This window comes from Candidatus Pseudomonas phytovorans (assembly GCA_029202525.1).
Classification (GTDB): domain Bacteria; phylum Pseudomonadota; class Gammaproteobacteria; order Pseudomonadales; family Pseudomonadaceae; genus Aquipseudomonas; species Aquipseudomonas phytovorans.
On record CP119325.1, the window covers coordinates 4,890,706 to 4,904,693 of the forward strand.

The window sequence follows — 13,988 nt, forward strand, 5'->3', positions numbered from 1 at the left end:
CACATACGCAAATGGAGAGTACAACCCCTGCCCATTACTAGTTTTTAATAAGCAATCGATGCTGCTTGTCCGGCAAGTAAATTTTTCTGTATTTTAGGAAGCTGTCAGGATACTTTTTTAGACCCGTAGTGAGTATTACTTGGTAAGGTTTTCCATAGTGGTCAAGCTCTCCAATTTTTTCCAAGCAGCGTTTAAGATTATCTAGCTCAATTCCTGATGTTTCTGGCGTATCTATAATCAGGAATCTTGGGAAAGGGACGTTTTCCTCTGAAAGAGATAAGTTCATAAGTGCTAGGTAATACATCAGCCTTTTTGATACAGCCGAACTGGCCTCCCTGTATTCACCGCCACCAACTATTGGTAAGTAATCTTCTATACTGATTCGTGCGACATTACAGTCCGGAAGCGAGTCGGTCATGAGTTTATTATATATTGCACTCAGTTTACCGACTTTATCTTGTATGTCTATCTTAGCATTGGCCTCAAGCCGATCTGTCAATAACTTTGCTGTTTCATGGTCGCTTCTTTTCCTTTCGTAATCGTTTGTCAGACGAACATTCTTACCCTCCGCCTCCATTTGTTGGCGTATCGTTTCTATATCTTGACGGGTATTTAAAATTTCATCATCAATATCATTTATCGTATCGAGATCTATTGGCGTGTCGAGATTATCAACACGCTCTTCTATTTTTCGCATTAACTCAGGAAGTTCAGCCTCAATATGCATGATGGCTTTTTGGGTAGCACTCAGCTCTTGCTCGCAGTCAGTTATTGCTATTTCAATTGTATGAGTAGTTTTTATCTTAGACTTGTAAATATCTTTGTATTCTTTGGATGTATAAAAAAAACGTTGATACTGTTCCTCTCTGATTTCGGAGCCACACACACAATGACCGGCTATACGCTCAACTCTCCCTAAGCAATACGGGCAAGTGTCTGCTGAAAACAAATTAAGCTGATCGTGAGAATGAATTATTTTGGATATTTGTGAAATCTCTCTAAGAGTGCTCTCTTTTATAGAGTTAAGCTTATGTCTTTCTCCGATCGTTGAAATTAACGTTTGATTTAATTCGCTTAGTGCGAGTTGCTTTTCAGTTATTTTATTTTTTAGGTCTATTAGTGCATAATCTACCGTTGTCGTTTTTGTGCCTCTACCACTTTTGAATTTATTTCGTGAGTCATGCAGTTTTTCTAACTGATTTTCTTTTTCCTGCAGGTTTTTTTGTAGGAAAGTAATGTTGAGAGGCTCTGAACTTCCTGATAATTCCTCTATGATCCGCGAGTATTCTTTTAGAAGTCCTGCCGCGATGATTTTTTCCTTCTCCAATGCCTTCGACTTGGAAAGAGAGTCATAATAATCTGAGTATGTTTTACCGACTAAAAGTTCAAAGATAGCTTTCCTCAAAAGCTCGGAGTCGTTCATGAAGTTGTTTTGAGTGTCCAGCTTTTTGTAGACCCCTCTCGGATCTGGTTGCTGGTCATGATATATAAGACGCATAAGGTCATTGAAATTTATTTTAAAATTTCGATGACCCTGATATAGCTCTACAACAGATATTTTTAGCTTCGATAAAATCCAATCCGAAAATATATATTCAGACTCTTGCGAGCGGAATACTTGCAATATGATTGGAGCAACGTCGCCATTATGTATGAGTGCGAGAGACTTTGTCTGAATATCACTTACTTCTAATGTCGAAGATATAGTTATGTCATTGTCTTCTATGTATCTTGTGAGCTTGAAGCTTTCCTCATTTATCTTTATGTAAAGATCAACCCGATTGTCTTTATCGCTCGTTATTTCTTTGTGCTGTTCTTTTTTCTCTTTTCGACTGAATTCATTAACTCTACCGCCGAGACCATAGTAAATCAGGTTGCAAAAGGTGCTTTTACCTGTGCCATTGTCACCTTCTATAAGAATAAGGTTCTCATCGAATATGGGGGACTCAAAATGATAGTTCGCACCTTGGTAAACTATCTTTTGGATTCTTAAATTTCCCATATTTTTACGCCTCTATCTCTATATATTTTACCGAGAAAAGTATCAAGAGTAAGTGCAGTGCTTCTCTGGATTATTGTCTTAAACCTTTGACAGTTCTGGTACTCGGTACCGAATACTTTTTTTGATAAAAAATCTTTTGGAAGCCTGTCTATGTTCAGAGTTATGTTAACTAAAGTTTCTATACTTCCTTGCTGCAAGCTTACATAACCCCTTTTTTCAAGCGTAAAAAGAATCTTTAAAGTTTCACTTCTTTTTGCTAAACCATTGGTGTAGCTCTGAAATAAAAAATCTTTGTCGTTTTTGTGTAGCTTTTCTAGAGGTGTAGCCTCTAATGTAAGCATGTTTCTTTTATTATTTATTAGCTCAATTATAAAAGGCAGCTTCCTATAATCCTTAAACTCTCTCCCTTTGGTACATCCAAGGCAGTCAAGAATAATAATAATTGAGTACGTTATAAGGTAAAAATCATCCGAAGAGATGAACATTAAATTCTTTTTGGCAGCCTCGTTCATTTCGATTTCTCCTCGTCGAGGCTTACGAAGCATGAGTCAATCAAATTGAGGACTATGCTATTTATGGTTTCTCTGTTAGATACGGAGTAGGTATAGTCTTTCTTCAATTCTTCAACTGAGCTAACGGCTTTCTCTTGCAGTATCTTTATTGTCATATCAATACATTTTTGATCAACATTTTTCTCTAGTTTTTGATTGTCAAAAAAGTAGTCATCACATGCCTCAAAAACCCTGTACTTCAATGACAAGAAACTTTTATTGCTTGCATCTTCTTCGGTCTTTGAGTTGCAAGCTTTTCTCGCTAGCGTCGCAATTCTCGATTGTGGATAATTTGGACAAACATCCAATATTTTCTCCTCAAGATTTCGCTTATCAGTTATCTTTAAGGATAGTTCTTGAAGGTCTTTCCAAATCGGATCAAGCAGCGATTCATTTATTTCAGATTCAGCCATCTTAAAAATAAGCTGCACCTCAGCAGAATTTATGAACCTTTCTGCATAATCTTTGAAATGCTGCTTTTCATCGATCTTATCTAATATTTTTGCAAGGATTAATTGCTCTTTACCACTCATACTAATTTGATAATAGCTGCTTTCTTTTATTAGCTTTTCTGCTATCCCTTGCAGAGCTGATTCGTCTTCTTGCCCTGACAGCCATGTAATCTTATTCAAGAAGACTTTAAAGTCATCTAAAGGCATGTCTTCCAGTGCTTTTAGGTGCCCATTACCTTCTATTGTTTTATATTGATCTTTATATTCGTCAACCAATATGGATTTGATAAGGCTCGCTGCTTCGTCGGTAATTTCGGACTTATTTTGGAGCGTTTCAAGAATTGGTTTCTTAGGGAGTTCTATTTTGGTCCCATCGGAAAGCTTAACCTTTCTCTCCTTTCCGAAATTTGTTGTTGTGTAAAAATTAAACGTAAACACGGTTGAGTAGCTTTTTTGCCATTTACCTATGTAGATATCGAAAAAACTTACAAGCGTATTGATCACCGCATCTGAGAAGATGGTGAAGTTACTTTCAGGATCAAAATTCTTGTCTTCTTCAATTATCTGCTCAGTGGTGAAATCTGTAGTTTTTATTATTGTTACATCTTCTTCAACCTCAATGGCAGCATAATAGAAATTCACATGTGCGTTTTCGCTCGACGCTTCAAGAAGTAGCCTTGCCGCACGAAGCTTCTGTAATCGAAAACCTTTCGTCTTATCGGCTGCATCACGATTTATAATTTGCGTCATAGCGACGTGTAATCCGTTACTGAGGTTCAAGCGGTAGGCTGAACCCTAACCGAGGGCGATTGTGATGTCCATATGCCTGTATCCGCATGATCCTTTCCCGACCTAAGGCATGTAAATTGAAGACGGTGGGCAGACGATTCCTCAACCTTCCGAGCCCCCCATCAAAATTGCCATTGATGCTCCAGCCCTTGTCTATCTCCATCAAAAAACCTCGTTACCTCACGACTCCGTTCTGCTCATAGTTAGAGGGGTTGCGTGCAGCTAATGCTCCCCATCCCGACGGTGCGAGAGTCTGGAAACCAAACAAATAAATATAATTTTCTCCATTAAAGTCAATTACATAGCAACTTTTTTATTTGGTTGCCAAATTGAACGTAGCGGGCTGCCCTTGCTTGAGCAGATCGCCCGCAAGCTCGGCATGCCGCAACTGGAAGAACAGCGCTGGGCGCGCCACCCGCTGGTGTACCTGATGGAGGCCGCCGATGACATCTGCTATGCGCTGATCGACCTCGAAGATGGCGTGGAAATGGAGTTGCTGGAATACGCTGAAGTCGAAAGCCTGCTGCTTGACCTGGTCGGCGAAGACCTGCCAGAAACCTACCGCCAGCTCGGCCCGCGCGATTCCCGCCGGCGCAAGCTGGCGATTTTGCGTGGCAAGGCTATCGAGCACCTGACGAACGCCGCCGCCCATGCGTTCGTCGAGCAGCAGCAGGCATTGCTGGCCGGGCACCTGGCGGGCGACCTGGTCGAGCACATGCACGGCCCGGCCAAACGCTGTGTGCTGCAGGCCAAAGACATGGCGCGCAACAAGATCTTCCAGGACAAGCGCAAGACTCTGCATGAAATCGGCGCCTACACCACCTTGGAGATTCTGCTCAACACCTTCTGTGGCGCAGCGCTCGAACAGCACGGCGGGCGCACCCCCTCGTTCAAGAGCCGCCGGGTACTGGACCTGATCGGCAACAATGCCCCAGACCCCCATGCCTCGCTGCACAGCGCCTTCCTGCGCATGATCGATTTCATCGCCGGGATGACCGACAGCTATGCCAGCGAAATGGCCCGGGAAATGACCGGGCGCTCCAGCCCCACCTGAAGCGTGCCGGTGCATCCTCGGCCCTTGGGCCGGTGCTGCACCGCACATTGCAGGAAACTTCCTACATATAATGCTGGCACATTAAACAGCACGAATAAAAGTGCACGAAAAGTTACCAATCACGCTTTGACATTGGGTCGGACACACAAATTTCGTAGCCCGTTTGGGTTTATCTTGTAAGCCGTTTCCCATAAATGGCGAATCGCCCTTCCTCACATCCCCGACGACTTCCAACTGAGATATGGTGCCGGTTGTCCCCCTCAATCGCCCGCAGGGAAGTTGAACATGCACTCCATATTTATTGTCGACGACCATCCTGTCATCCGCCTGGCCGTCCGTATGCTGCTGGAAAACCAGAATTACAAGATTGTCGGCGAGTCGGACAATGGCGTGGACGCCATGCAGATGATTCGTGAAGCCGCACCCGACCTGGTCATCCTCGACATCAGCATCCCCAAGCTAGACGGGCTGGAGGTGCTTTCGCGCTTCCAGGCCATGGCCCTGCCATTGAAGGTTCTGGTATTGACCGCGCAGTCTCCCGCACTGTTTGCCGTGCGTTGCATGCACTCCGGTGCCGCCGGCTATGTGTGCAAGCAGGAAGACCTGAGCGAACTGCTCAGTGCAATCAAGGCAGTACTGGCCGGTTACAACTACTTCCCCAGCCAGGCCATAAAGCATAACCAGACAACCGATACCGACCTGCAACTTTTCCGCCAGGTCAATGACCGCGAATTGATGGTGCTGCAACTCTTCGCCCAAGGCCGCAGCAACAAGGAAATTGCCAAGGGCATGTTCCTCAGCAGCAAGACAGTCAGTACCTACAAGAAGCGCCTCATGCACAAACTTCAGGTCAGTACACTGGTTGATCTGATCGAAATGGCCAAACGCAACGCGCTGGTCTGAAGGTGTTCATGACGCAACCTATCGCTCGCCTGCTGCTAGCCCTGCTCCTGTTCAGCGGCGTAGCACAGGCCACCTATCATGAAGCCTCGTCTTATATGTTACTGGCTCGGTCATCGGCCAAGCCGACGCAACCCGAACTCACGGCCGAACAACGGCAATGGCTCGAGGGCCGGCAGGAACTGGTACTGGGCACGTCGGCGCCGGACTACCCGCCGTTCGACATCACCAGTGGCGGCCGCGACTATCAGGGCCTCACCGCCGAGTACGCGAGCCTTATCGGCACGGCCCTGCAGTTACCTGTGCGGGTGCTGCGTTTCCCCAGCCGGCAGGCGGCGGTGGAGGCGCTCAGGCACGGCGATATTGACCTGCTTGGCAGCGCCAACGGCTACGAAGCAGCCAGCGACGGCCTGGCGCTGTCACACCCGTATGCCATTGACCAACCCGTACTGGTCACACGCGAAGACGAAAGCCGGGTGCTCGACATGGGCCTGGGCGGCATGCGCCTGGGTATGCTCTACCATTACCTGCCCAAGCAGGAAGTACGTAGCACCTACCCCACGGCCGAACTGCTGGCTTTTGCCTCCTCCAGCCAAGCCTTGAACGCCGTCGCGTTCGGTCAGGCCGATGTGTATATCGGCGACACCATCTCCACCCATTACCTGCTCAACCGCGGCCACCTGCCGCGCCTGCGCATGGCCAATTTCGGCCAACACGAAGCCATCGGCTTCGGCTTTGCCTTGCGCAAGCAGGACACGCAGTTGCTGGCGCTGGTGAACGCCACTCTGGACAGCCAGACACCGGCCCTGCGCGCCAGCATCTTCAAACGCTGGAGCGCCGGCAGCGATCTGCTGCTGACCGACCGCAAGCTGCAACTGACCGACGCCGAGGAACAGTGGCTGCAGGAACACCCGGTGATGCGCGTGACGATCGATGATACAGCTGCACCGCTATCCTATTTTAATGGCTCGGGGCATTTTCGCGGCATCACCGCCGACCTGCTGGAGCTCATCAGCCTGCGCACCGGCTTGCGTTTTGAAGTGCAGCGTGCCAGCGGCATTGCCGACATGATCGCCCGCCTCAAGGATGGCCGCGCAGATGTCATTGCCGCACTGGCCACTGGCGGAGTGACCGAAGTCGACCTGCAAATCAGCCGGCCCTACCTGGAGAGCGCCTTCGTGCTGGTCGGCCGCAAGGACGACAAGGAGCTGAACACGCTTGAGCAGTTGCAGGGGCATCGGGTCGCCGTTACCCGCTACAGCGCCATGGACGCCATGCTGCCCCGGCACTATCCGCAAATCGGCTGGGTCGAGACTGAAAGCGCGTTCTACTCCATGGCTTTGCTCAACAGCGGTGCCGTCGATGCGGTGATCACCACGCTGATCGACGCCAACCATGCCTTGCCCAGCAACCCCGGGCTGGTCATTCGCACCACAGTCGGCAGCGAATCCGCCAGCTTCGCCATGGCCACCAGCACCCCGTCACAGGCAATGGTGTCGATCCTCGACAAGGCCCTGCTGAGCATCTCGCCCGAAGAGCTGGGGGTGATCAACAATCGCTGGCGTGGCTTCGGGCAGCATGATGATGGCAACGGCAAGGGCTACAGCCGGGTAGCGCTCCAAGTGGTGCTGGCCATGGTCGCTCTCCTGCTGCTGGCCTTGCTCTGGAACGCACGCCTGCGCCTGCAGATTCGCCAGCGCCAACGCGCCGAACGCGCCCTGAACGATCAACTGGCGTTCACGCGCGCCCTGCTCAACGGCACGCCCCACCCCATGTACGTGCGTGATCGCGAAGGCTGCCTGCAAAGCTGCAACTACAGCTATCTGGAAGCCGTGCAGGCCCGCTCCGAAGAAGTCATCGGCAAACAGCTGGAAGGCAGCCTGTTTGCCGACGTCGAGCAGACCCGGCAGATCCAGGCCGACTACCTGAAAGTCATGGCCGCCGGCTCGCCGTTGATCATGGACCGGCCACTGCGGATCAAGGGCCGCGAAATGACCATCTATCACTGGATACTGCCGTACCGCGACTCGCTGGGAGAGGTGCAGGGCATCATCGGCGGCTGGATCAACATCAGCGAGCGCCGTCAGCTGGTCATTGAGTTGCGTCAGGCCAAGCAGCAAGCCGACGATGCCAACCGCGCCAAGAGTACCTTCCTGGCCACCATCAGCCATGAAATCCGTACCCCGATGAACGCCGTCATCGGCATGCTCGAACTGGCGGTCAAGCGCGCCGACCAAGGCCGGGTAGACCGCAGCGCACTGGAGTTGGCCCACCATTCGGCCAACGATTTGCTGGGCCTGATCGGCGATATTCTCGACATCGCGCGCATCGAGTCAGGGCACCTGTCGCTGGCCCCGCAAGCGGTCGACCTCGCAGCGCTGGTCGAGTCGGTCGGGCGTATTTTCGAGGGGCAGGCGCGGCAGAAGGGCCTGGCCCTGGAGGTGATGATTACACCCGCAGCGCGCTGTCACGCACGGCTCGACCCTCTGCGTTTCAAACAGGTGTTGTCCAACCTGGTGAGCAACGCCATCAAGTTCACCGAGCATGGCCAGGTTCGCATCGGCGTCGGTCTGCTGAATGACGGCAATACCACGCCCGCAGTACTGGAACTGGAAGTGCGCGACAGTGGCATCGGCATCCATGCAGACGACTTGCAACGCCTGTTCAATCCGTTCATCCAGGCCAACCCGCATAGCCAGGGTGCCCGAGCGGGAACGGGACTGGGCCTGGCCATCTGCCGCAGCCTGTGCGAAATGATGGGTGGCAGCCTGACCATCAAAAGCCTGGAAGATGTAGGCACCCAGGTACGCCTGAAGATGCCGCTGCAGCGGGTTGATGCCACTGCCTTGCCGGCCCCTCTGCCGGAAGACCTTCACGTACCCGACCCACGGCTGAACGTGCTGGTGATTGATGACCACCCCGCCAACCTGCAACTCATGGCACAACAGCTTGGCTACCTTGGCCTGGAGCACGCCAGCGCCCGCGATGGCCGCGAGGGCCTGGCCACCTGGCGGGCGGGAGACTTCGATGTGCTGGTGCTCGACTGCAACATGCCGTACATGAACGGTTACCAACTGGCAACCGCCGTGCGCACCGAAGAACGCCATGGCAAGCGGCCGCGCTGCACCATCCTGGGCTATACCGCAAACGCGCAGCCGGAAGTCCACCGCAAGTGCCTCAGTGCCGGCATGGACGACTGCCTGCTCAAGCCCATCAGCCTCAGCACCCTCAGCCAGCGCCTTGCCAGCATTCGCCCGCGCCGCCAGCAACAAAATCGGCACAAACCTTACCATCTGGACGGCCTGGCCGCAGTCGTCGGGCCCGACCCCGCCGACCGCCAGCGCTTCCTGCTGGCCTTGCAGCAGAGCCTGCACGCAGACCTGGCCACCTTGATGGCGTTGGACCCGAAGCAGGACAGCCGAGCCATCTACGAGCAGGCCCACAAGGTGCTAAGCGCCGCACGCATGCTGCAAGCCCCCGGCCTGATGGCAGCCTGCGAAGCGCTGGAGGCCAGCGATTTTCCGACAGCACAGCTGCGCTTGCGGCGCCAGGCGCTGGCGCGGCACATGTGCCGTGTGGAACGGGTCTTGGCCAAGGAACTGGCCGCCTGCGCATGCACTCAGGCAGGCAGCGAGACGTGTTAACTGGTAGACTGCGCGGCGTTATTACCTAAGAGGATTGTTTCATGGCCACAAACCGCTCCCGTCGTCTGCGCAAAAAGCTGTGTGTAGACGAGTTTCAGGAATTGGGCTTCGAGCTGAACCTGGAATTCAAGGAAGATCTGGATGACCAGGCTATCGATGCTTTCCTCGATGCGTTCCTGGAAGAAGCGATGGACGCCAACGGCCTGGATTATGTAGGCGGTGACGATTACGGCCTGGTGTGCTCGGTCAAACGCGGCTCGGCCAGCGAAGAACAGCGCGCAGCCGTTGAAGCCTGGCTCAAGGGCCGTAGCGAACTGACCAAGATCGAAGTCAGCCCGCTGCTGGACGCCTGGTACCCGGAAAAGCCGATCAACAAGGCTGAGTAATACTCGCCCGGCTTGATCGCTGAAAAGGCTGCCCTTGCGGGTGGCCTTTTTTATTGGCGGTGCTTTTCCGTCGAACGTGGCGCATCGTCGCTACGCTTGGGGCATAATGCGTACGCTTTCGTCGTGGGGCCACCACCTCTTACAGCCCCAATGCCCTTTTCCCTCGCCGCAGGGTATTTATCCATTATGATCAAAACGCTTCGTCCATTCGTTCTTGCCAGCCTGCTGTTGCCACTCGCATTGCCCAGCCAGGCCGCTACCGTCAACACCACCCTGCCGGCCAAAGTGCAGCAGGCGCTCAAAGCCAACAAGCTGCAAGACACCGCCCTGTCGCTGGTCATGCTGCCCCTGGACGGCCCCGGCACGCCGACCGTGTTCAATGCCGATGTTTCGGTAAACCCGGCCTCGACCATGAAACTGGTCACTACCTACGCGGCCCTCGAACTGCTCGGCCCGACCTTTCAGTGGAAAACCGAGTTTTATACCGATGGCACCCTGAGCAACGGTGTGCTCAATGGCAACCTGTACCTCAAAGGTGGCGGCGACCCGAAACTGAACATGGAAAAGCTGTGGCTGCTGATGCGTGACCTGCGCGCCAATGGCGTGCGCACCATCACCGGAGACCTGGTGCTGGACCGCAGCCACTTCGTGCAGCCCAACCTGCCGCAGTTCAACGATGACGGCGGCGATGAGAACAAACCGTTCCTGGTCAAGCCCGACTCGCTACTGGTCAACCTCAAGGCCCTGCGCTTCGTGGCCCGCAACGATGGTGGCAAGGTCACCATCGCGGTCGAGCCACCGATTGCCAGCATCCGCATCGACAACCAGGTCAAGGCGGTGGCATCCAAGCAGTGCACAGGCGATGTGCGCTACAACCCGGTGCCCCAGGCCGATGGCATCAGCGTGACCGTCAGCGGCCAGTTGGGTGATGGCTGCAACTCGCAGACATACCTGTCGCTGCTCGACCACGCCACTTATGCCGCCGGTGCCGTGCGCGCGATCTGGAACGAGCTGGGTGGCAGCATCCAGGGTGGCGACCGCATCGAGAACGTGCCGAAGAGTGCTCGCCTGCTGGCCCGCGCCTTCTCGCCAGACTTGGTAGAAGTGATCCGCGACATCAACAAGTACAGCAACAACACCATGGCCCAACAGCTTTTCCTGAGCCTTGGCGCGCAGTTCCGCACCGATGCCGATGGGGACGATGCCCGCGCCGCCCAGCGCGTAGTGCGCCAATGGCTGGCGAAAAAGGGCATTACCGCGCCGCACCTGGTCATGGAAAACGGCTCTGGCCTGTCACGTGCAGAGCGGGTCAGCACCCGGGAAATGGCCGAAATGCTGCAGGCTGCCTGGAAGAGCCCCTACGCTGCCGAGTTCATGAGCTCGATGCCGCTGGTGGGCATGGACGGCACCATGCGCAAGCGCCTGAAGCGCACCGCCATGACCGGTGAAGGGCACATCAAGACCGGCACGCTGAACACCGTGCGGGCAATTGCCGGCTTCAGCCGCGATAGCAACGGCCATACCTGGGCGGTGGCGGCGATTCTCAACGACCCGAGACCGTGGGGTGCTTCACAGGTGCTCGACCAGGTCCTGCTGGACCTGTACCGCCAGCCGAAGCTGGCCGGTAGCACAGCGGCAAACTGATCGGTCAGCCAGCACCGGCCCTTTCGCGGCTAAAGCCGCTCCCACAGGTACAGCGCAACGTCAGAAGCCTGCGCCATACCTGTGGGAGCGACTGTAGCCGCGAAGGGGCCAGCACAGGCAACTGATAGCTGTCAGACCGACTCGCCTTCCACCCGGTCGCGCCCGGCCTGCTTGGCGGTATAGACACCCGCATCAGCCCTTAGCAGCAAGGCATCTGCGCCCTCCCCCGGCCGCCAGCCCGCCACACCAAAACTCGCGGTCACCTGCCCCACACCCTCCACCGGGACAGTGCGCAACCCTTGCCACAACTCAAGCGCGAGCAACCGCGCCTGTTCGGCATCACTGCCCGGGCACAACACCATGAATTCTTCCCCGCCCAGCCGGCAGAACACATCTGTGCGCCGCAAGCGCTGGCCAATACGCTGGCACAAGCTGCGCAGCACGCGGTCGCCCATGGCATGGCCGAAGCGGTCGTTGATGCCTTTGAAGTGATCGATGTCGAGCATGATCACAGCCAACGCCAGGCCGTCACGCTGGGCGCGTTCCAGTTCTACCTTGAGCCGGTCCTGGAAATAACGGCGGTTGTGGATGCCCGTCAGCGAGTCGGTCACCGATAACGCCCTCAACTCTTCCTCCACCCCCTTGAGGTCGGAGATGTCCGTCAGGTAGCCATGCCACAGGGTACAGCCTTGTTCTCCCTCTTCCGGCGTCGCTTCGCCACGCACCCAGCGCAGCCCGGCACGCGGCAGGCACACCCGGTACTCCTCGCGCCAGGGCGCCAGGTGCTCGGCCGAGTAACGTACCGAGCGGCGCACGCGGTCCAGGTCATCGGGGTGAATGCGCTCGAACACCAACATGGCATCTTCGCGCAACTGCTGCAGGTCGACTTCGTAGATGTCGTACAGGCCTTGGCTGGCGTAGGGAAAGCACGAATGGCCGTTGGCATCCAGGCGGTACTGGTAGATGCCACCCGGCACCTCGGCACTGAGCTTCTCCAGCAGCCGGTCGCGCGCCGCCAGCGCCTCGTGCACCCGACGCCGCTCGGTGACGTCTATGCAGATGGCCAGGTAACCCACCCACAAACCCTGTTCATCCAGCATGGCGGTAACCAGCATGTTGGCCACCAGCTGGCTACCATCGGCGCGCAGCAAAGTCCATTCCCCAGGCTCGGCTCCATGCTCTTGAACCGTTTCGGCGAACATGGCCTGGCCACCGGCAATCGGGCGGCCATAGCGCAGGCTCATCGCATGGGCGCGCAGGCTCAGCTCCTCTGGAAGCACCAGGTGCTCAAGGTGCAACTGGCCGATCGCCTCGCTGGCCGGGTAGCCGAGCATGCGCTCTGCACCGGCGTTGAAGGTACTGACCACACCCTTGAGGTTGGTGGCAATGATCGCCACCTGGGTCGCCGCGTCCAGCACGCTGCGTAGCTGGTTGTGGGTACCTCTTAGCGACTGCTCGCTGACCCGCAGCTCGGCGGTGCGCTGCTCGACCAGTGCCAGGGCGCGCTGGCGCTGGGTGAACAAACTGTAGAGCAAGGCGCTGAGCAGCAGGCTCAGCAACCCACCCAGCAGGACGATCGCCTGCACGGCCGACGAACGATTGGCCTGCACGAACGCCTGGCTCGGCAGGATGCTCAACTGGAAGTGGTGGTCGGCCAGGTGCAACAGCTGGTTGCTGGCCAGCGACAAGGGGGCGACCTGGTTCAGCGAGTCGAACAACACTTGCGGCCCTTGCAAGCCGGACGGATCAACGATGCGCACCACCAGGTTGTCATCCGCCGCCACTGGCCGCCCATCGCTGACCAGCTCGCGCATGCTCAGCAATGCCATTACATAGCCCACTGCCGCGCCATGCGGGCTGGCGTCGGAAAACACCGGCGCCACCAGCAGCAGGCCACGCGCGTACGACGGAATATCGTACATGGCCAAGGGCTCGGACACTGCCATGCTGCCAGGCTCCAGCGCCCGCGCCAAGGCTGCCTGGGCCGCACCTTGGCCGGCAAGATCCAGCCCATAGGGCAGCCCGGGCATTTCACCGGATTGGGTATACAACACAGGGAAGTAGTGATCGCGCGGCGGCGCAGGGCGCCACTGGCCTTGTGCATCCTGGTCACGGATCACATAGCCCGAGCCTGAATGCTCACTGGCTTGGTGCTCGAACTCGGCGCGTTGCGCGGCTTCTACGCGCGGCGCCCAAGCGTAGGCCAAGGTGCGCTGCAGCAACGGCCGGGCGTAACCGTCAAATTCGAGCGAGGTGACCTCGTTGGAAAAGCTGAAGAACCGCCGCAAACCGTCCAGGCGTTGTTGTTGCTCATCAAAGCGCTCGGCAATGCGGCTGAAGCGCTCGCTGGCCAGCAACTCGAAACGCTGGCGCAACTGCTGCTTGTAGAACGTCTGCGCGGCAAGCGCCAGGGCGGCCGTCAACAGGCCGCCCAACACCAACGCCACCAGCGCCACCGCCCAGGCGGACACCGCTTCTGTGCACAGGCCGGATAACCGCGCACGCACGCCACACTTTGACATACACCCATCTCGTCACGTCAGCGTCCTGCGGATTATCTTGCCCT

8 protein-coding genes and 1 pseudogene are annotated in these 13,988 nt (G+C 55.3%); 5 read left to right on the forward strand and 4 right to left on the reverse strand.

Translation table 11 applies throughout. The features are described 5' to 3' along the window. Positions 1-37: 37 nt before the first annotated feature. Genes P0Y58_21495 through P0Y58_21505 form a run of 3 tightly spaced genes read right to left on the reverse strand, consistent with a single transcriptional unit; the run spans position 38 to position 3,755 of the window. Entirely contained in the window at positions 38-2,002 is a 1,965-nt protein-coding gene (locus P0Y58_21495) for an AAA family ATPase (GenBank protein ID WEK29455.1), read from the reverse strand. After that, complete coding sequence (locus P0Y58_21500) at positions 1,990-2,514, reverse strand: hypothetical protein (GenBank protein WEK29456.1); 525 nt, start codon at positions 2,512-2,514, stop codon at positions 1,990-1,992. Before P0Y58_21500 ends, P0Y58_21495 begins: the two co-directional genes overlap by 13 nt. Next, entirely contained in the window at positions 2,511-3,755 is a 1,245-nt protein-coding gene (locus P0Y58_21505) for a hypothetical protein (GenBank protein ID WEK29457.1), read from the reverse strand. Before P0Y58_21505 ends, P0Y58_21500 begins: the two co-directional genes overlap by 4 nt. A 355-nt stretch (positions 3,756-4,110) precedes the next feature. Between P0Y58_21505 and P0Y58_21510 the strand changes: the two are divergent. The 5 genes and pseudogenes from P0Y58_21510 (at position 4,111) to dacB (ending at position 11,422) form a co-directional block, all read left to right on the forward strand. After that, positions 4,111-4,848, forward strand: a pseudogene (locus P0Y58_21510) (deoxyguanosinetriphosphate triphosphohydrolase). Between the two features lie 285 nt (positions 4,849-5,133). Further along, positions 5,134-5,751, forward strand: a complete 618-nt coding sequence (locus tag P0Y58_21515) for a response regulator transcription factor (protein WEK29458.1) — start codon at positions 5,134-5,136, stop codon at positions 5,749-5,751. Positions 5,752-5,759: 8 nt separating this feature from the next. Further along, positions 5,760-9,392: a transporter substrate-binding domain-containing protein gene (locus tag P0Y58_21520; protein ID WEK29459.1), complete on the forward strand. Its 3,633-nt coding sequence runs from the start codon at positions 5,760-5,762 to the stop codon at positions 9,390-9,392. A 41-nt stretch (positions 9,393-9,433) separates the two neighbouring features. Beyond that, positions 9,434-9,778 (forward strand): YggL family protein, encoded by a 345-nt coding sequence (locus tag P0Y58_21525; protein WEK29460.1) that lies wholly within the window; start codon positions 9,434-9,436, stop codon positions 9,776-9,778. Positions 9,779-9,964: 186 nt separating this feature from the next. Next, entirely contained in the window at positions 9,965-11,422 is a 1,458-nt protein-coding gene (dacB, locus tag P0Y58_21530) for a D-alanyl-D-alanine carboxypeptidase/D-alanyl-D-alanine-endopeptidase (protein ID WEK29461.1), read from the forward strand. 131 nt (positions 11,423-11,553) lie between these two features. Here the strand turns inward: dacB and P0Y58_21535 are convergent, their stop codons facing one another. After that, positions 11,554-13,944: a diguanylate cyclase gene (locus P0Y58_21535; GenBank protein WEK29462.1), complete on the reverse strand. Its 2,391-nt coding sequence runs from the start codon at positions 13,942-13,944 to the stop codon at positions 11,554-11,556. Positions 13,945-13,988 lie beyond the last annotated feature (44 nt).

Coding starts and splice junctions, on each gene's coding strand:
- P0Y58_21495 (WEK29455.1), bottom strand. CDS start 2,002: ATGGGAAATTTAAGAATCCAAAAGATAGTTTACCAAGGTGCGAACTAT.
- P0Y58_21500 (WEK29456.1), bottom strand. CDS start 2,514: ATGAACGAGGCTGCCAAAAAGAATTTAATGTTCATCTCTTCGGATGAT.
- P0Y58_21505 (WEK29457.1), bottom strand. CDS start 3,755: ATGACGCAAATTATAAATCGTGATGCAGCCGATAAGACGAAAGGTTTT.
- P0Y58_21515 (WEK29458.1), top strand. CDS start 5,134: ATGCACTCCATATTTATTGTCGACGACCATCCTGTCATCCGCCTGGCC.
- P0Y58_21520 (WEK29459.1), top strand. CDS start 5,760: ATGACGCAACCTATCGCTCGCCTGCTGCTAGCCCTGCTCCTGTTCAGC.
- P0Y58_21525 (WEK29460.1), top strand. CDS start 9,434: ATGGCCACAAACCGCTCCCGTCGTCTGCGCAAAAAGCTGTGTGTAGAC.
- dacB (WEK29461.1), top strand. CDS start 9,965: ATGATCAAAACGCTTCGTCCATTCGTTCTTGCCAGCCTGCTGTTGCCA.
- P0Y58_21535 (WEK29462.1), bottom strand. CDS start 13,944: ATGTCAAAGTGTGGCGTGCGTGCGCGGTTATCCGGCCTGTGCACAGAA.